This window comes from uncultured Winogradskyella sp. (assembly GCF_937958655.1).
Taxonomy (GTDB): domain Bacteria; phylum Bacteroidota; class Bacteroidia; order Flavobacteriales; family Flavobacteriaceae; genus Winogradskyella.
The window spans coordinates 34,514-52,319 of sequence record NZ_CALGNH010000038.1 but is presented as its reverse complement, the minus strand read 5'-3'; the positions used below and the strand labels follow the sequence as shown (position 1 = coordinate 52,319).

General features: G+C 33.2%; 18 protein-coding genes. 12 read left to right on the top strand and 6 right to left on the bottom strand.

Features of this window, described 5'->3' with window-relative positions; translation table 11 throughout:
• Nucleotides 1–22 precede the first annotated feature (22 nt).
• On the top strand, nucleotides 23–1,111 hold the full coding sequence (locus Q0800_RS08525; protein WP_299128912.1) for a glycosyltransferase: 1,089 nt from the start codon (nucleotides 23–25) through the stop codon (nucleotides 1,109–1,111).
• A gap of 4 nt (nucleotides 1,112–1,115) precedes the next feature.
• On the top strand, nucleotides 1,116–1,511 hold the full coding sequence (locus Q0800_RS08520) for an FdtA/QdtA family cupin domain-containing protein (RefSeq protein ID WP_299128911.1): 396 nt from the start codon (nucleotides 1,116–1,118) through the stop codon (nucleotides 1,509–1,511).
• Here Q0800_RS08520 and Q0800_RS08515 read toward each other — a convergent pair.
• The 3 genes from Q0800_RS08515 to Q0800_RS08505 are packed head-to-tail and all read right to left on the bottom strand — an operon-like array spanning nucleotide 1,508 to nucleotide 4,043.
• Entirely contained in the window at nucleotides 1,508–2,431 is a 924-nt protein-coding gene (locus tag Q0800_RS08515) for a glycosyltransferase family 2 protein (RefSeq protein WP_299128910.1), read from the bottom strand. The two genes, Q0800_RS08520 and Q0800_RS08515, sit on opposite strands and share 4 nt — an antisense overlap.
• On the bottom strand, nucleotides 2,428–3,321 hold the full coding sequence (locus Q0800_RS08510; RefSeq protein ID WP_299128909.1) for a glycosyltransferase family 2 protein: 894 nt from the start codon (nucleotides 3,319–3,321) through the stop codon (nucleotides 2,428–2,430). Before Q0800_RS08510 ends, Q0800_RS08515 begins: the two co-directional genes overlap by 4 nt.
• Nucleotides 3,322–3,359: 38 nt before the next feature.
• Nucleotides 3,360–4,043 carry an ATP-binding cassette domain-containing protein gene (locus tag Q0800_RS08505; RefSeq protein WP_299128908.1) on the bottom strand — a complete coding sequence of 228 codons (684 nt, stop codon included), beginning with the start codon at nucleotides 4,041–4,043 and terminating at the stop codon, nucleotides 3,360–3,362.
• A 185-nt stretch (nucleotides 4,044–4,228) separates the two neighbouring features.
• On the opposite strand from Q0800_RS08505, the gene Q0800_RS08500 reads away from it, so the two are divergent.
• Together Q0800_RS08500 and Q0800_RS08495 are read left to right on the top strand one after the other, a co-directional pair.
• Nucleotides 4,229–7,252, top strand: a complete 3,024-nt coding sequence (locus Q0800_RS08500) for a tetratricopeptide repeat protein (RefSeq protein WP_299128907.1) — start codon at nucleotides 4,229–4,231, stop codon at nucleotides 7,250–7,252.
• 67 nt (nucleotides 7,253–7,319) lie between these two features.
• Nucleotides 7,320–9,047, top strand: coding sequence for a TonB-dependent receptor (locus Q0800_RS08495; RefSeq protein WP_299128906.1), 1,728 nt, complete (start codon nucleotides 7,320–7,322; stop codon nucleotides 9,045–9,047).
• 130 nt (nucleotides 9,048–9,177) lie between these two features.
• Here Q0800_RS08495 and Q0800_RS08490 read toward each other — a convergent pair whose 3' ends face one another.
• On the bottom strand, nucleotides 9,178–9,918 hold the full coding sequence (locus Q0800_RS08490; protein ID WP_299128905.1) for a methyltransferase domain-containing protein: 741 nt from the start codon (nucleotides 9,916–9,918) through the stop codon (nucleotides 9,178–9,180).
• A 57-nt stretch (nucleotides 9,919–9,975) separates the two neighbouring features.
• Here Q0800_RS08490 and Q0800_RS08485 point away from each other — a divergent pair, with 57 nt between their 5' ends.
• The 5 genes from Q0800_RS08485 to Q0800_RS08465 all read left to right on the top strand — a co-directional run bounded on the left by Q0800_RS08485 (nucleotide 9,976) and on the right by Q0800_RS08465 (nucleotide 13,710).
• Nucleotides 9,976–10,470 (top strand): YkgJ family cysteine cluster protein, encoded by a 495-nt coding sequence (locus Q0800_RS08485; RefSeq protein ID WP_299128904.1) that lies wholly within the window; start codon nucleotides 9,976–9,978, stop codon nucleotides 10,468–10,470.
• Between the two features lie 53 nt (nucleotides 10,471–10,523).
• Nucleotides 10,524–11,417, top strand: a complete 894-nt coding sequence (locus tag Q0800_RS08480; RefSeq protein WP_299128902.1) for a hypothetical protein — start codon at nucleotides 10,524–10,526, stop codon at nucleotides 11,415–11,417.
• Nucleotides 11,418–11,421: 4 nt separating this feature from the next.
• Nucleotides 11,422–12,264: a sterol desaturase family protein gene (locus tag Q0800_RS08475; RefSeq protein ID WP_299128900.1), complete on the top strand. Its 843-nt coding sequence runs from the start codon at nucleotides 11,422–11,424 to the stop codon at nucleotides 12,262–12,264.
• A gap of 28 nt (nucleotides 12,265–12,292) precedes the next feature.
• Complete coding sequence (locus Q0800_RS08470) at nucleotides 12,293–13,120, top strand: glycerophosphodiester phosphodiesterase family protein (RefSeq protein WP_299128898.1); 828 nt, start codon at nucleotides 12,293–12,295, stop codon at nucleotides 13,118–13,120.
• Between the two features lie 209 nt (nucleotides 13,121–13,329).
• Complete coding sequence (locus Q0800_RS08465) at nucleotides 13,330–13,710, top strand: hypothetical protein (RefSeq protein ID WP_299128896.1); 381 nt, start codon at nucleotides 13,330–13,332, stop codon at nucleotides 13,708–13,710.
• Here the strand turns inward: Q0800_RS08465 and Q0800_RS08460 are convergent.
• Nucleotides 13,707–13,865 carry a hypothetical protein gene (locus tag Q0800_RS08460; RefSeq protein WP_299128894.1) on the bottom strand — a complete coding sequence of 53 codons (159 nt, stop codon included), beginning with the start codon at nucleotides 13,863–13,865 and terminating at the stop codon, nucleotides 13,707–13,709. The two genes, Q0800_RS08465 and Q0800_RS08460, sit on opposite strands and share 4 nt — an antisense overlap.
• 11 nt (nucleotides 13,866–13,876) lie before the next feature.
• Entirely contained in the window at nucleotides 13,877–15,163 is a 1,287-nt protein-coding gene (locus tag Q0800_RS08455) for a DUF1343 domain-containing protein (protein ID WP_299128892.1), read from the bottom strand.
• Nucleotides 15,164–15,172: 9 nt separating this feature from the next.
• On the opposite strand from Q0800_RS08455, the gene Q0800_RS08450 reads away from it, so the two are divergent.
• From Q0800_RS08450 to Q0800_RS08440, 3 genes are all read left to right on the top strand, one after another.
• Nucleotides 15,173–16,405 carry an FtsX-like permease family protein gene (locus Q0800_RS08450; protein WP_299128890.1) on the top strand — a complete coding sequence of 411 codons (1,233 nt, stop codon included), beginning with the start codon at nucleotides 15,173–15,175 and terminating at the stop codon, nucleotides 16,403–16,405.
• Between the two features lie 66 nt (nucleotides 16,406–16,471).
• Nucleotides 16,472–17,452, top strand: a complete 981-nt coding sequence (locus Q0800_RS08445; RefSeq protein ID WP_299128888.1) for a cysteine synthase family protein — start codon at nucleotides 16,472–16,474, stop codon at nucleotides 17,450–17,452.
• 67 nt (nucleotides 17,453–17,519) lie between these two features.
• Nucleotides 17,520–17,780 carry a hypothetical protein gene (locus tag Q0800_RS08440; protein ID WP_299128887.1) on the top strand — a complete coding sequence of 87 codons (261 nt, stop codon included), beginning with the start codon at nucleotides 17,520–17,522 and terminating at the stop codon, nucleotides 17,778–17,780.
• Nucleotides 17,781–17,806 lie beyond the last annotated feature (26 nt).

The following is a 17,806-nucleotide window of genomic DNA, read 5'->3' as shown; positions in this document are numbered from 1 at the left end:
TTTGTTTCAAAGATAGCTGTTAATGACAAAAATCAAGGTAAAAAAAGTATGTATTGTTGTGGCTTCACTTGGTGGTGGTGGTGCAGAAAAATCATCGGCGTTGCTTTCAGAAATGCTAATTGACTTTCGTTACGATGTTCACATAATAACAATTTTAGATCGAATAGATTATAACTTTAAGGGACAGCTTCTCAATTTAGGGAAATTAAAATCTGAGCAAAAATCGCTTTTAAACAAGATTAAACGATTTTTAGTGTTTAAAAATTATATTAAAGCTAATAGCTTTGATTATATTATAGATAGTCGCCCAAGAAAAGGACTCTTTAATGAGTATTTGATTTCAAAATATATCTATAAATCGTGTAAAGTTATTTATTGTGTTAGGAGTTATAATACACAGGTTTATATTAATTCTAAGCAGTTTTTTGCCAAATTGTTATATAGAAACGCATATAAAATCATTGCGGTATCTAAGGAAATTTCTAATAAGTTAAAAGCAACTTATAATTTTAAAAATTTAGCTGTAATCCATAACCCTATCGATAATAATTTAATTGCTGATGGTTCTAAAGCGGATGAAGCAGAAAATTATATTCTCTTTTATGGTCGTTTAGACGATGATGTAAAAAATATTAAGTTACTTCTAAAATCATTTTCTGAATCTAATCTTATAGAGGCCAACTTTAGATTAAAAATATTAGGAGAAGGTAAGGATAGAGCACTGTTAGAAGATTACGTTAATGAATTAGATGTGGCATCCTACGTTGATTTTTTAGGATTTAAAACACAGACCAGTTTAATTGTTAGTAAAGCCTATGTTACGGTGCTAACCAGCAGGTACGAAGGTTTCCCCAGAGTTTTAATAGAGTCTTTAGCTTTAGGAACACCTGTGGTATCTGTAAATTGTAAATCTGGACCAAGTGAAATAGTTATAGATGAGTACAATGGTCTATTGGTAGAAAACTACAACCAACAAGCTTTTACAACCGCTTTAAATAGAATGGTAGCGGATAAAAAATTATACTTACATTGTAAATCAAATTCCAAGTTAAGTGTTGAGAAATTTCATAAAGATGTTATTGCACTGCAATGGCAAAACCTCTTAAAGTAACAGAATGAGTACAATTGATAATGTAAAGCTTTTAGAAATACCTAAGGTTCATGATGAACGTGGTGCTTTGGCAGTTATAGAAAAGGACACAATTCCATTTTCAATAAAGCGTGTTTATTATTTGTACGATGTGCCTAGCGACAGTTATAGAGGTGGCCATGCTCATAAGGAGCAAGAGTCCGTAATAATAGCACTTAGTGGAAGTTTTGAGGTTATTGTGGATGATGGAATTTCTAAAAGAAGAATAGTGCTTAACAAACCCAATCAGGGTTTATATATACCGATACATATATGGAGAGAAATAGATAATTTTTCTTCTGGTGCGGTCTGCTTGGTATTAGCTTCAACTAATTATAATGAACAAGAATATATTAGAAACTATAGCGATTTTAAAAATTAGCGATTAGGATAATAAAGCTTTTGTTTTTTAAGCGATTTTAACTTAATTAAAATGCGTAAAAGCCATCTTGGACTTTTAATTAAAAAGCGTTGTTTGGAGTCTAAATTGTTGTAGTTTATATGAGTATTGTAATATTGAAAACTTTTAGGGTCTTCTACAATTTTGCTAAGAATTGCCATAGAATAACGGTTGCGGTCTAAAAAGGCCTTTAATGGTGCGTTTTCTTTTTCAAAATTTATGTATTTGTTAAATTTAGATTTATGCTTTAACTCAAAAGTAGTGTTAGATAGACTATATGGATTATGGTTGTAGATGGCTAACTTTTTGTTTATGAAAACAATAGAAGCAAACAAACCAAAACGTATCCACATGTCAGTGTCTTGTCCAGAAACTATTGTTGGATCAAATAAACCCGTTTGTTCTAAAATTGAGGCATGAAAAACCACACTAGAACTTGTAATAATGGTATGTTTTTTACTAGCTTCAAAATAATTATGGAGCTTAAAGCACTCACTTTGTTCAAAACTGTATTTAACAGGGATTAGTTTATTACCATATTTGTGAGAAGCTGCACAGGCAAAAATATGTTGCTCAGGGAAGGTTTTTATAGCTTCACAAAAAACTTTAAGATAGGATTTATCCCATAAGTCATCACCATCTAAAAGTGCTATATAATCATAGTTAGCATTTTGTATTCCAAGATTTCGTGCATGTGATGCTCCTTTGTTTTCCGTGGTAATTAATTTAAGTCGAGTATCATTATGTGTTTTAATAATGGCTTCGCTACGGTCTGTAGAGCCATCATTAATGACTATAATTTCAAAATTTTTATAAGTTTGATTTAAGACACTTTTAATGGTGCTTTCAATAAAGTCTGCTTTATTGTAAACTGTAATTACTACCGAAAAAAATAGCCTCATGTCCTCACTGTGCTTAAGTGACAAAGGTAGCCCAATTTATAAAATTGTAATAGTGTCATATTAGGGTTGCTGCTCAACAATTGCTTTTTCAATACACCTCTAAACACTTTAAAAATTATGTTTACAACAGGTTTTAAACCATAACTACTAATTTTTTTAAACGTTTTAAGCAGTGTACTATTAGCATCCACTGTTTTATTGTCTTTGTATAAACTAAATAAGGTGTTAACCGAAAGTTCAATTTTGTTTAAAAACACATCATTATCATCAAGTCCTTTGTGAATTACTGCATTGTCTATATGAAGAATCTTGGTTTTATTGTGCATTAACAATTGACCAATAAAAAGGTCGTAACCATAACCATCTGTTTTTATTTGATTGGTAATCTTGTTAAAGGTGTCCTTTTTAATTAAAAAATTTGCGGAAACAATATATTTGTAAGGATTTTTGTTTCTTATACTAGATGAAACTTCTTCAAAATTTCTCCCGTATTTCCATCTTAATAGTTGTGACGGTTTTGGTTTAAACGTATCATAAATACAACCACCATAAACGGCTTCATATGCACTATTAAAGAAATCAGCATAGTCTTTTATAAAATCTTTATTAGAAATCTCTACGTCAGCATCTAAAAACAATAACCAATCGTATGTTGCACTTTTAGCAAGGTGCTTACGAGATGTTATACGGCCATTATTTGTTTTAGAAATAAGGTGTGTTACGTGGTTTAATGACTTACAAACCGAGCTGTTTTCTTCTAGGAATAAGGTAGATCCATCTTCTAAACATATAATTTCAATATTAAAACGTGTCTGATTTGCAAATGCGTTAAGATCACTTACAAGATGGCTTATTTCAAAATTATATATAGGGATGAGTATAGAAAGCATATAGATCTTTAGGCATAATTAGTCCGTTTCAACGTATATTAACTTTTACGCTGTACCACTTCAAACACTTTGTTTTCGTCACATTTTAAAGTTTTACTAGGATACTTTAAAAGTAAAGCATAATCGTGAGTAGCCATTAAAATAGTATTACCGTTTTTGTTAATGTCTTGTAATACTTCCATAACCTCTATGCTGGTTTGTGGGTCTAAATTCCCAGTGGGTTCATCGGCTAATATTAATTCGGGTTCATTTAACAACGCACGTGCAATGGCTATGCGCTGCTGCTCGCCACCAGACAATTCGTGCGGAAACTTAAATCCCTTGGTTTTCATAGACACCTTATCGAGGACCGCTTCAATACGTTCTTTAATTTTGGATTTTTCTTTCCAGCCTGTAGCTTTAAGTACAAATTCTAGATTGCCATGTATAGTTCGGTCTGGCAATAATTTAAAATCCTGAAAAACAACACCCAATTTTCGTCTTAAAAAGGGAATGTCTTTTTCTTTCATGGTTCTTAAATTAAAATCTACAACACTACCTTCTCCCTCAGTTAGTTCTAAATCTCCGTAAAGTGTTTTCATAAAACTACTTTTTCCACTCCCGGTTTTACCGATTAGATAGACAAATTCACCCTTTTGCATTTCTAAATTAACGTTAGAAAGTACCATGCTATCTCCTTGGTAAATAGTGGCATCTTTGAGTTTTAAAATGGTTTCGGACATAGTTGAGATCTAAAATTGTAGTTGTAAATGTATGGCGTAAAATTTTTAAACCCAAATGCTACTTTGTACATCGGCACTAAATTATAAAGGGTTGTTTATAATTAAGAATAAAATCTAACGTTATAGACTGTGTATTAAATTATATTTGAATTTACAATACATAAATAATCAAAAAAACGACGCTAATGCTACTTTATAAAAAACAACTCATCATCGTTTTTATTGTGTTTTCCTTATTAGGTTTTGGGCAAAAATCAGCAATTTATACGAGTGATCTTAAAGATTATCAAAAAGCATTAACCCTCTATAATAATAAACAATACAAGGCAGCGCAATCACTCTTTGATGATATAAAGTACAATACCACTGATGCCGTTATAAAATCTGATTGTTCCTACTACATCGCCAATTGCGCAGTGCGGTTAAACCAAAATAATGCTGACGATTTAATAGAGGCTTTTGTAGAAGATTATCCAACTAGTACAAAAAGAAACACCGCATTTTTAGACGTTGCAGATTATCATTTTGAAAACTCAAACTATACCTATTCTCGTAAGTGGTATCAAAAAGTAGATGAGTTTAGTATTGCACGTACTGAGCGCGATCGTTTCAATTTTAATTATGGATATAGTCTATATGCTACTAAAAGTAAAACACAAGCCACTAAATACTTAAACCGAGTCATAGATTCCAAGGAGTATGGATCGCAAGCCAAATATTATATTGGTTATATGGCGTATGAAGGTGATGACTACGATACTGCTAATACCTATTTTAATCAGGTTAGTGATAACGAAAAGTACAAAGAAAAGCTATCTTACTACCAAGCAGACCTCAATTTTAAATTGGGTAAGTTTGAAAAAGCCATACAGCTAGCCAAAGAACAATTGCCAAAAGTAACCGGTGATGAAGCTTCTGAATTAAATAAAATTATAGGCGAAAGCTATTTTAACTTAGAGCAATATACCGAAGCATTACCGTATTTAAAGGCTTATAAAGGAAAACGAGGCAAGTGGAATAATACAGATTATTACCAATTAGGTTATACCTATTACAAACAAAAAGATTTTGAATCGGCAATTTCCGAATTCAATAAAATTATAGATGGTAATAATTCTGTAGCACAAAACGCCTACTATCATTTGGGAGAGAGCTATATCAATCTAGATAAAAAGCAAGAAGCGCTTAATGCTTTTAGAAATGCTTCTGAGATGGATTACGACTTAAAAATCCGTGAAGACGCATGGTTAAATTATGCTAAGATTAGTTACGAAATAGGTAATCCATATCAGTCCGTACCACAAGTGTTAGCGGGTTATTTAGATCAATATCCAGACACTAGCTATAGGGAAGAAATAGAAACACTGCTAATAGACTCTTACATAACGTCTAAAAACTACAAGGAAGCCTTAGAACTTTTAAAAGGAAAAACTAGTTTTGAGAATAAAGTGGCTTACCAAAAAGTGGCTTTTTTTAGAGGGATAGAACTCTATAACGAAACTAAATATAACGAGGCCTTAGCGTTGTTTAATAGCTCATTAAAAGAGCCTAGAGACTCTGTCTTTGTGGCAAGGGCTACCTTTTGGAAAGCAGAAACAGAATATAATTTAACCAATTACAATGACGCTTTAATTGGGTTTAAGCAGTTTGCTGGTATGGAGGCAGCTACAAGTCTTGTCTCTAATAAAAATTTAAATTACAATTTAGCATATACCTACTTTAAGTTAAAGGATTACAATAATGCCACTAAGTATTTTGAGAAGTTTATAGATCAAAATAATACGGATAAACTGCGCCTTAACGATGCTTATTTAAGATTAGCAGATGGTTATTTTGTATCTAGTAACTATCAGAGCGCTATTAACGCCTACGATAAAGCCATTCGGTTAAATGAGATCGAAACGGATTATGCAGCTTTTCAAAAAGCGATGAGCCAAGGGTATTTAGGAAAGGGTGCAACTAAAATATCTGAGCTCAATACATTTATAGCGGGTTATCCAAACTCAGCCTTAAGAGATGATGCCATGTACGAATTAGCAAATTCTTATGTTAAATCTGGTAACACAGACCAAGCCATGCAAATGTATGATCGTTTAAATTCTGAATATAAACGTAGTGCTTTTACATCTAAAGCATTGTTGCGTCAAGGTTTGGTGTATTATAATACTAATGATAATGAACGGGCTTTAACCAAATTTAAAAAAGTGGCTAAAGACTTTCCTGGCTCTGGTGAGGCAGTACAAGCCGTTTCTACAGCACGGTTAATTTATATAGATCTTGGTCGTGTAGATGACTATGCCGCTTGGGTACAATCGTTAGATTATGTTGAGGTCACAGATGTAGAGTTAGATAATACCATGTATTTAGCAGCCGAAAAACCATATTTAGATAACGATACGGATAATGCTATTAAGCAGTTTAATAAGTATCTCAATCAATTTCCAAACGGAATACATGCCTTAAAATCTCATTTTTATTTAGCACAATTATATTACAAAAAAGACTTGTTTGAGAATGCGCTACCGCATTATAAAATTGTTACAGAAGCTTCTAAAAGCGAATATACCGAACAGGCAAATGTTAAGCTATGCGAAATATATTTAAATAACGCTGACTGGTCCAAAGCTATACCAGCCTTAAAAAGGCTAGAAAATGAAGCTGATTATCCACAGAACGTTTTATATGCAAGATCTAATTTAATGAATGCCTATTACCAAACTGAAGATTATAGCCAAGCAGAAGCTTATGCAGAAAGTGTATTGGGCAGCTCTAATTTAGATACTAAAGTAAAAAGTGATGCTAAAATTATAATAGCGCGCTCTGCAATAAAAACAGGTAATGAGGCCAAAGCTAAAGTTGCTTATGCTGATGTTGAACAAATTGCAACAGGCAGTGTCGCTGCGGAAGCGTTGTATTACAACGCCTATTTTAAGAATAAGGAAGGGAAGTATCAGGCTTCTAACACAACAATTCAACGCTTAGCAAAAGACTACAGCAGTTATAAATATTACAGCGCTAAAGGTTTGGTGGTTATGGCAAAAAATTTCTATGCTTTAGGTGATGCCTTTCAGGCTAATTATATTTTAGAGAGTGTTATTTCTAATTTTTCAGAATTTGATGATGTGGTACTAGAAGCTCAAACAGAACTCAATAAAATAAAAAGCGAACAAGCAAAAACAAATTCATCAATCGAAACAGACGGCAACTAAAGATAGTGATAAAATTGTCAGGCTGAGCATGTCGAAGCCAAGTTGAAGTGAAATCAAAACATCACATATGAACATCAAGTTTTTAATTTCTATAATCACCATATCAAGTACTTTTTCATTGACTTATGCCCAAGAGCGCACTAAGGATACTATAGACGACCAAGTCGTTAATGTTGTAAAACCTTATACGCCCACAATTTCAGATGCTTTCAAAATAAAAGATACACCTCGGCTAAATGATTCTAATACGGTAAAGAAAAAAGACGTAAAGTATAATATCTTCTCTATTCCTGTAGCATCTACATTTACACCAGCCAAGGGTAAAGCGGCCAATGTAGATAAAGCAAAACCTGTTAAATTGTTTGATAACTACGCCTCTTTAGGTGTAGGATCTTACACCACTATATTAGGTGAAGTATATCTTAATCATGCATTAAGCAGCACCGAAAATGTTGGAGGCTATTTTAGTCATCATTCATCACAAGGTGGTATCGATAACTTACTTTTAGATGATGATTTTTCGAGAACACACTTAAATGCACATTACTCTCAAAAGTTACGCGATTTTTCATGGAAGATTGATGGTGGTTACGAATTGCAAACCTATAAGTGGTATGGTTTGCCTCAAAACTTTTTTGGCCAGGCTGAAGCAAATAGAATAGATCCAAGCCATACCTTTAATAGTTTTTACCTTGGTGGTAAATTAAATTTTGATGATGCTATTATAAAAGATGGAAGTGTGCGTTTTACACGTTTTGGAGATAGCCGAGATTCTGCGGAAAACCGTTTTGTAGCCAAGGCAGGGCTTAATATACCACTGCAGGGAGAAGAGATTACCACAGAATTTTACATAGATTATATTGGAGGTAGTTTTAACAACAGTTATTTCTCGGATGAGGCTATTAATTATGGTAATGTTACGTTTGGTTTATCCCCCTCTTACGAGCTTAGGCAAGATGATTTAACCGTAAACTTAGGAGTAAGACTTGTTTATCTTAATGATACGGAATTAAGTGATAATAGATTCTTTATCTATCCAAATATTGAAGCCTCTTACCGTTTAGTAGACGAAATTTTAATTGCCTATGGTGGTATTACAGGGCAGCTAGAGCAAAATTCATACGATCAATTTGCTAACGAAAATCCGTTTGTTTCCCCAACGTTGTTAATTACACCAACAGATCAACGTTATAATGGTTTCTTAGGATTAAAAGGAAAATTATCTAATAATGTAAGTTATAATGTAAAGGGTAATTACTTTGCAGAGCAAGCCAAAGCGTTATATAAGGCTAATGCTGCAAGAACAGATGCTACAAGAGATTACCAATTTGGTAACTCTTTTGGAATTGTTTATGATGATGTAAAAACCTTATCAATTGCAGGCGAATTAACTATAGACGTCAATAGAAATTTCACCTTAGGGATTAAGGGAGCTTATTTTAATTACACCACCGATACTGAGTCAGAAGCATGGAATTTACCAGATATTACTGGGTCTATTTTTATGGATGTGCAAATCTCTGAATCTTGGTATGCTGGTGCAAGTGCATTTTATAGGGGAGAACGTAAAGATGAAAGTTTAATAGTTGGTACATTAATAAATGTGCCAGCAGAAACCATAACTCTGGATAGTTATTTTGATGCAAATGCACATTTAGGTTATAAGGTAAATGATCAATTATCGGTGTTTGCTAAAGTAAATAATATCTTAAATCAAGATTATCAACGTTACTTAAATTTCCCTGTTCAAGGTATTCAGGCATTAGCAGGTGCAACCTATCAGTTTGATTTCTAGATTTCTTGGAAGTGGTGATCCGGGAGTCGCTCGCTTAGCCGCCAAGCCGCAAAAGATTTAGTAGAGAGATTATCAACTCATAGTAGCTATGAATCACTTTGTGTCTTAGCGCCTTTGCGAGTAATAAAAACTAAACATAGATTTTAGCCAAAAAATCAAAGTGCTCACCATCCATAACTTTTTCGCATTTAAGACCAATGGATTGGCAAGCTTTACTTAAGGTTTTAAAATCGAGATAAAGCCATTTCATAGGATATTCGTTTTCACCCTTATAGCTGAGGTAATAATCGAGTTCACCGTAGTAATTGCCGTTGTTTAATTGGTTTAGCTTTTCAACTTCATCTTCATGTTCAACTTCGTCTTCATCTTCGTCTTCATCTTCAAAGTCATACATATAGCAAATATCAGAGGAATCTATAAGAATTTGGCCATCGGTTTTAAGCAATGATTTTAAGTGTTTTAAATAGTCTGAAACTTGGTCTAATTTCTGAAAAATTCCTGTACCATTCATCAATAAAAGAATGGTATCAAAAGTTTCACTTTCCGCTAACAGTGCTTTTTGTTCAGTGTTTAATACACCTCTAGATTTGGCCACTTCAATAGCACCTTTAGAAACATCTATGGCTTTAATATGTAATCCGCATTTTTGTAACCATAAGCTGTGTGAGCCAGCTCCGCAACCTGCATCGAGCACATAACCTTGGCATAATTGTAATGCTTTTTGTTCTAACTTAGGCATGTCATTGTATCCTCTAAATAAATAGGGAAGCGGGAGTTTATCTTTATCTGAAATATTAGTAGAAGTAATTAAGTCTTCTGTATAATTACCATTTTGGTAATCTTGTAATGCTTTCCCAAAGAGGTCTTTCATGATGAATTTTGTGGTTCAGAATTTGATTCAACATTGTATTCTACTTATCTTTATAACATGCAAGATCAGATCTATAATTTACCTAAACTCGCTAAAGACAAACATAAGGAAAACAAGGCGTTTTTTGCAAAGCTAAAAAAGAAACCTCCAAAGCAACTAGACTACCTTATGCAACACTTGCACAATAAAGAGTTTGAGCGTACCGACTGTTTAGAATGTGCTAATTGTTGTAAAACCACAGGACCGTTATTTACAGATAAAGACATACAGCGCATTGCGAAGTTTTTTAGAATGAAAGCAAAGCAATTTATAGAAACGTATCTGCGTTTAGATGAAGATAATGACTATGTATTACAGTCCGTACCTTGTACATTTTTAGGTGCAGATAATTATTGCTCAATTTATGACGTAAGGCCAAAGGCTTGTCGCGAATTTCCGCATACAGATCGTAAAAAATTTCAACAAATTTCTAATTTAACACTCAAAAATGTTGCAATTTGTCCTGCAGCATATAACATTGTAGAGGCAATGAAAGCCCAAATAAAAATATAAACATTCCGTTTCGGAATAATTTTTGATGCTCAAAAAGGCATAAAATTACACAGATGAAAAACCGCTTCATAACAGCATTTATTCTTTTCGCCACTATAAACCTAGCGTTGGCACAAAATTGGATGACCGACCTTACAATAGCTCAAAGATTAGCACAAGTGCAGAATAAAATGGTATTAATGGTTTGGGAAGAAGCCACAACCTATCAATATTCTGTTTTTGTAAATGATAGTAAAGGCAGAACCATAGTTGTTAATAGTTTATTTGACGATGAAGTTATAAGCCCACTTATCTGGGACTATTTTGTGCCAGTTATAGTGAGAGAAGAGGCCTATGCAGATTTATATTTAAAAATAAAAGGAAAACGACCGCAGTCTTATATAGATAAGTTTAATGACGACTCTATAAAGATAATGGATATAAATGGTAATATTATCAATATAGATCCTTATACAGAAGGGCCTCAAAACATATCTAGGATAATACAGCGGTATGCTATTAATACAGAATTAATAGAAAATGAACTTGCAGGTTATAAAAAAGAAAAGACCTTTTACACGGCTTACTATTTGGCGTCCAAATATTTAGATTTAGCAATACATCTTAAAAAGAATGTACGTAGTGCTATTATAGATTTATCAAAAATTTATCTCAACGAAGCTAAAGAATTTGCTAAAAGTGAAGCGGATAGTGAAACTTTGCTGCAGCGTTGCGATTTATTAGAAATTCAAGAAGTACTCATAAATCGTAAACCTAAAAGGGTTTTGAGATTATTAAAAAGAATGGAAAAACAAGGTATAGCAGAGCGTAATGAATCTTTTGCTGCGTTTTTATATTTCTCTTCTTATATTACTCTAAATGAACCTGATAAAGCTGAAAAATGGAAATCTAAAGTTTCTGCCGTAAATTTGAAAAAAGCATGGAAGATTATTAACCTAATTTCTTAAAATCTTGGAAAACTTTATTAATTACTTTGAAACTATTCCGTCGTCTCATCGCAGCTTAATACTTGTTGGTGGATTAACCTTTTTTTGGTTGCTAGAAAGTGGGTTGCCTCTTTTTCAGTTTAAGTATAAAAAATGGCGACATGCCTTACCAAATTTATTTTTTACACTAACTACCGTTATCATAAATTTTGTTTTAGCCTTTTTGTTATTAGGTACTGCAGATTGGGTTGTGGCGAATAACTTTGGTATTATTAATTGGTTACCCAAAATGCCACTAGTATTATACGCATTTTTAGGAGTGTTTTTATTGGACTTTTTTGGCGCATACTTAGCACATTTTGTTGAGCACAAAGTAAAGCCACTTTGGATGGTGCATTTAGTACATCATACAGATCATAATGTGGACACCACAACAGCAAATAGGCATCACCCGATAGAAAGTGTAATAAGATTTACGTTTACACTCTTTGGTGTTTTTATTGTAGGTGCGCCTATAGCTCTAGTAATGCTTTATCAGGCTATGTCCTTAATCTTTTCGCAATTTACACATGCTAATATTAAATTGCCCAAAACATTAGATAAAACCTTAAGCTATTTTATTGTATCACCAGATATGCACAAAATTCACCACCATTACAGATTACCTTATACAGATTCTAATTATGGTAATATTTTTAGCGTCTGGGATCGTCTTTTCGGTACTTATATGTACATGGATAGAGAAAATTTAATCTATGGTGTTGATGTTTTTCCAGATGCTCAAAAGAATAGTCATATTAAGGAGTTACTAAAGCAACCTTTTCAAAATTATGAAAAGCCGACCCTTTCTGCTGATATTGAAAAATAGTGTACTCCTAACTGTTGTTTGTTGTCTTATGGGTTGCAATACTAAAACAATCGATATACAAGGCCATAGAGGCTGTAGAGGTTTAATGCCAGAGAATTCTCTGCCTGCATTTGAGAAGGCTATAGAGCTTGGTGTTACCACCTTAGAGTTAGATATTGTTATTTCTAAAGATTTAAAAGTAGTAGTGTCACACGAGCCTTTTATTAATTCAGAAATCTGTGTGTTAGACGATACTTTACAAGCAAATACGTTTAATAGTAGGCGATACAATATGTTTCAAATGACTTATGAAGCCATAAAAGCATTTGATTGTGGCTCTAAAAAAAACCTAAGATTTTTAGAGCAAAAAAAGCTTAAAACGCATAAGCCGCTATTGTCCGATGTGTTTCAACTAGTCACCGCTAAAAACTCTAATGTAAAGTTTAATATAGAACTAAAAACCGAGCAAGAGTATGCTTATGGAATTTATACACCACATCCAAAAGCCTATGTAAATATTGTACTTGCAGAAATTATAAGGTGTAATATGTTGCATCGTGTTAATCTCCAATCCTTTGATAGCGCAGTGCTCGAAGAGATTAAAGTACAAGCACCCAAAATGGAAGTGGCACTATTGGTCGATGAAAATGAGACTATAAAAAGTAGATTAGAAGCACTTTCCTTTACACCAGAAATCATCAGTCCTTACTATAAATTGTTAACGCCTACAAAAGTTAAAAACTATAAAGCCTTAGGCTTTAAAGTTATTCCTTGGACTGTTAATACTAAACCCGATATGCTTAAAATGTTAGATTTTAAGGTAGATGGCATAATCACCGATTACCCAGATCGCTTACTTCAATTGCTGTTAAAATAACTTTATTAACACCTTGTCAACAAAAAAATGTATTTCCTCTAATATTTATGTAGTTCATAGGATTTTTATAAACTACTATAGTAATCCTCTTATGTTTGTTTCGGATTAATTAATGACTGTTGAGCTAAACATTTTATGTTTAATTCTAACGGTATGCAAAATTGAAAAACTTAATCCGAATCTTCTTAGTTGTCATTCTAATTTTCTTATTGAGCTTTACGCTAAAAGCACAAGGGCATTTTGCAAAGCTCGAAAAAAACAGAAACATTCTAGCCAAAGATCTTATTCACAAGTTAAATAAAACAGGTGATACACTTATTCTTGAAAGCAATAAAAAAATAAACTATCTCTATACCATTAATAAAGATTATGGAAGAGATCTAGATGTTTTTATAGATACGACGTCTTTTAAATTACCTTTAAATAAACTATCTAAAGGCAAGCATGTTTTGGTAGCGGTACAATCTCCAAAACGAATAGTATTTGTGGTTAGGATTATAAACGAAATTCCTAAACCAAGCGATGCCTTAGTAGCAGAAGATGTGGTGGCAGTAGAGCCCAATAAATTGCAAACAACTAAAATTAATTAGCCACATTGACATAACGATTGTGGTGCTTCACAATCAATAAAAGTATCATTAGGATCTTGTATGTTTATTTCAGAACATAATGGTCTATTGTCATCGTCTGATGAGCACCCAGCTAGAAGGAAAAGAACAATTAAACAGTTTATTGCAACTTTCATTTTTTATAGGTTTAGTTATTATAAATCAAATAGCGCTTTCTTGTTTTTATAAAAGCGTCTAAATCGGTTTTCCAGGTGGCTTTTATTTTGGCTTCGCTCAGTCCAGATTCTATCTGTTTTTGAAGTTTTGCCGTGCCAGCATGTGTCGTAAAGTTTTTTGTATTAAACACCTGAGATTTATCTATGGCATTTTTATAGGCATCAATAACGTATTTTAGGCTAAAAGCTCTATTAGCTTCAACCTTAGATAAATCTACACCATAGCATATTTCACCCTTGTGTTTAGGATATTTAGATCCAAAATTAGGAACAGGAGTATAACTAAAACTGTAATGATTTTTATCTAAAAATGGAGCGCCATAACGCTGAAACTGAAACCCAGTTCCTCGCCCTGCATTGATATTAGTCCCTTCAAACAAACCTAAGCTTGGGTAAAGTAAAATGGACTGATCGTTGGGTAAATTAGGTGAAGGTCTTATTGGTAAACTATAAGAGCTTTGGTGCGTATAGTTTTGTAATTCTATAATTGTAATGTTGCATTTTATACCATTGTTTAGCCAAGCTTCTCCATTAATCATTTTGGCATACTCACCAATAGTCATACCATGTACCAGAGGAATTGGGTGCATGCCCAAAAAGCTCTGATGTTCTTTTTCTAAAGTAGGGCCATCAACATAATTACCGTTAGGATTTGGACGGTCTAAAATAAGTAACCGAACGTCATTTTCTGCACACGCCTCCATTACATAATGTAATGTAGAAATATAGGTGTAGAAGCGTACACCAACATCTTGGATGTCAAAAACGATAATATCTAAATCTTCTAACTGTACTTTAGTCGGCTTTTTGTGCTTGCCGTGAAGCGAAAAAATAGGTAATTGTGTTTTGGAATCAATACCGTCTTTTACATGTTCGCCAGCATCAGCTTTTCCTCTAAAACCATGTTCTGGTGAAAATACTTTTTTTATATTGATGTTTAGTTTCAATAATGAATCTACTAAATGTACATATGAATTGTTTTTGGGAGACTTCTCTGAAGTAGAAGCAATTTGTTTAAAGATTACCGAAGTCTGATTCGCCACCACACCAACACGTTTATCTTTAAGTATGGGTAAATATAATTCGGTTCTGTTGGCACCAACAATAATGCTCTTATTATCTTTAACGGAGGCTGAGGCTCTCGGAGCCTGTTTTAGGATTTCTTCATTAAATGATACTTCTTTTTTTGTTTTAGAAGCACAAGAAACTACTACCAGGACAAATAATAAAACTGTATTTTTGAAAACCTTAAAACACATAACAGAGGTTTGAATTTTGAGTTATTTATAGCTAAACGCATTATTGGTAATAAAGCGTATAAAAATAGTGTTTCGGCACCAATAATTAAAATTGGTATTGCTGCAATTGCTATTGGTGTTATTGTTATGTTAATTGCCATCTCTACAGGTTTAGGGTTGCAACAAAAGATTAGAGAAAAAGTAGTGGCATTTAATGGCCACATAGAAATTACGAATTACGATACCAATGCCTCAGATGAATCTATAGTTCCTATTAGTTTAGATCAAGAGTTTTATCCAAAATTTAAATCAGTACCTGGTATAAAGCATATACAAGGAGTAGCTACAAAGTTTGCTGTTATTAGAACCGAAACTACTTTTGAAGGTGTTATTATTAAAGGTGTTGGTGCAAATTATAATTGGAGCTACTTTAAAGAGTTTTTAATAGACGGTAGATTACCAGATTTCTCAGGCAAGCGTAACGAGGAAATCTTAATTTCTAGTTACTTAGCAAAGCGCTTAGGGTTTGCTGTTGGAGATAAATTTCAAACCCTTTTTGGTAAGGATTTAAATACAATACCTAGAATAATTAATTACGAAATTGTAGGTATTTATAATTCTGGCTTTCAAGAATTAGATGAGAAGTTTTGTATTGTAGACTTGCGCCACATTCAGCGCCTCAATAAATGGAAAACAAACCAAATAGGAAATTTTGAAATTTTTATAGATGATTTTGATACTATAGAAACCCTAACGGAACAGGTCTTTAGAGAGATTCCATCTCACTTAAACACACGAGCAGTAAATAGAAAATATTCTACAATTTTTGAATGGATAAAAATTTTTGATAATAACACCTATGGTATCATTGCAATTATGATTATTGTGGCTGGTATTAATATGATAACTGCACTTTTGGTTCTCATTTTAGAACGGACTAATATGATAGGCCTTTTAAAAGCACTGGGAAGTTCTAATTGGACAATACGTAAGGTTTTTCTTTACAATGCGTCATATTTAATTGGCTTAGGGTTACTGTGGGGAAACCTCATAGGTTTAGGCTTATTATTGGTTCAAAAATATTTTAAATTATTTCCTTTAAATCCAGACACGTACTACGTTACTCATGTACCAGTTTATTTAAGTTTAGACTATATATTAATTTTAAACATAGGGACTTTTATATGTTGCTTCTTAATGCTTATAGTGCCCTCAATAATCATCTCTAAGATTTCGCCAGTTAAGGCTATTCGTTTTGATTAAAATCAAAACGAACTTATAACTTTATACTTATCACTTTTGCTTAAATTTGTAAGGCAAATTAAAACTATGGATTACTCAGAAAATATATTAGGTACAATTGGCAATACACCAATGGTAAAAATGAATAAACTCGTTGAAGAATTACCATGCCTTGTGCTTGCAAAATACGAAACATTTAATCCTGGGAATTCCGTAAAAGATAGAATGGCTTTACAGATGGTAGAGGATGCCGAAGCTGATGGTAGATTGCAGCCAGGAGGAACAATTATTGAGGGAACTTCCGGAAATACAGGAATGGGATTGGCCTTGGCAGCAATCATCAAAGGTTATAAATGTATTTTTGTAACAACAGACAAGCAGTCTAAAGAAAAAGTAGATGTCTTAAAAGCGCTAGGTGCCAAAGTTGAAGTGTGCCCTACAGATGTTAAACCAGACGATCCTCGCAGTTATTATTCCGTATCTAAGCGCTTGGGTGATGAAACACCAAACTCTTGGTATGTTAATCAATACGATAATCCTAGTAATGCCAAAGGCCACTACAAAAGCACAGGGCCAGAAATTTGGAAACAAACAGATGGTAAAGTCACTCATTTTGTGGTTGGTGTTGGCACAGGTGGTACTATATCTGGAGTTGGTAAATACTTAAAGGAACAAAATCCTAATATTAAAATTTGGGGCATAGATACTTATGGGTCCGTTTTTAAGAAATATCACGAGACTGGTATTTTTGATGAAAATGAAATTTACCCTTACGTTACCGAAGGTATCGGTGAAGATATTCTTCCGGAAAATGTAGATTTTTCTATCATAGACGGTTTTACCAAAGTAACCGATAAAGATGCTGCTGTATACACTCAAAGACTCGCCAAAGAAGAAGGAATGTTTTTAGGTAACTCTGCTGGTGCAGCCATAAAAGGTGTGCTACAGTTAAAAGAGCATTTTGGGCCAGACGATGTGGTTGTGGTTTTATTCCACGATCATGGCAGTCGTTATGTCGGTAAAATGTTTAATGACGATTGGATGCGAGAGATGGGTTATATTGAGTAATTAGATCCAACTTGCTCGTGTTGTTATTTCTTGATTTTTACGTATTTTGAAGTGTAACATATTTTAAATGAAGAACTTATACACTTTTTTTATTTTTTTATTTCTGACAGCCCAAGCTTATGCTCAGTATCAAAGTTTTCAGTTGGTATTAGTTGATTCTGCAACTGGTTATGAAGCTGATTCTGGTTGCGCTGATTGTGGTAACCAATCAAACGATGAGGGTTTAAATACTATTTTTGAAACTTACAATGTAGTTTATTACCAAATGGCTTTTGCTTATTCCGCAAACGAAGACTTTCAAGGTGCTATTCACATGGGTGCCTGCTAAAATTGTAATATTAATGCACTAGTACA

Coding starts and splice junctions, on each gene's coding strand:
- Q0800_RS08525 (WP_299128912.1), top strand. CDS start 23: ATGACAAAAATCAAGGTAAAAAAAGTATGTATTGTTGTGGCTTCACTT.
- Q0800_RS08445 (WP_299128888.1), top strand. CDS start 16,472: ATGGATTACTCAGAAAATATATTAGGTACAATTGGCAATACACCAATG.
- Q0800_RS08490 (WP_299128905.1), bottom strand. CDS start 9,918: ATGAAAGACCTCTTTGGGAAAGCATTACAAGATTACCAAAATGGTAAT.
- Q0800_RS08505 (WP_299128908.1), bottom strand. CDS start 4,043: ATGTCCGAAACCATTTTAAAACTCAAAGATGCCACTATTTACCAAGGA.
- Q0800_RS08440 (WP_299128887.1), top strand. CDS start 17,520: ATGAAGAACTTATACACTTTTTTTATTTTTTTATTTCTGACAGCCCAA.
- Q0800_RS08470 (WP_299128898.1), top strand. CDS start 12,293: ATGGGTTGCAATACTAAAACAATCGATATACAAGGCCATAGAGGCTGT.
- Q0800_RS08480 (WP_299128902.1), top strand. CDS start 10,524: ATGAAAAACCGCTTCATAACAGCATTTATTCTTTTCGCCACTATAAAC.
- Q0800_RS08515 (WP_299128910.1), bottom strand. CDS start 2,431: ATGAGGCTATTTTTTTCGGTAGTAATTACAGTTTACAATAAAGCAGAC.
- Q0800_RS08510 (WP_299128909.1), bottom strand. CDS start 3,321: ATGCTTTCTATACTCATCCCTATATATAATTTTGAAATAAGCCATCTT.
- Q0800_RS08495 (WP_299128906.1), top strand. CDS start 7,320: ATGAACATCAAGTTTTTAATTTCTATAATCACCATATCAAGTACTTTT.
- Q0800_RS08455 (WP_299128892.1), bottom strand. CDS start 15,163: ATGTGTTTTAAGGTTTTCAAAAATACAGTTTTATTATTTGTCCTGGTA.
- Q0800_RS08460 (WP_299128894.1), bottom strand. CDS start 13,865: ATGAAAGTTGCAATAAACTGTTTAATTGTTCTTTTCCTTCTAGCTGGG.
- Q0800_RS08485 (WP_299128904.1), top strand. CDS start 9,976: ATGCAAGATCAGATCTATAATTTACCTAAACTCGCTAAAGACAAACAT.
- Q0800_RS08500 (WP_299128907.1), top strand. CDS start 4,229: ATGCTACTTTATAAAAAACAACTCATCATCGTTTTTATTGTGTTTTCC.
- Q0800_RS08520 (WP_299128911.1), top strand. CDS start 1,116: ATGAGTACAATTGATAATGTAAAGCTTTTAGAAATACCTAAGGTTCAT.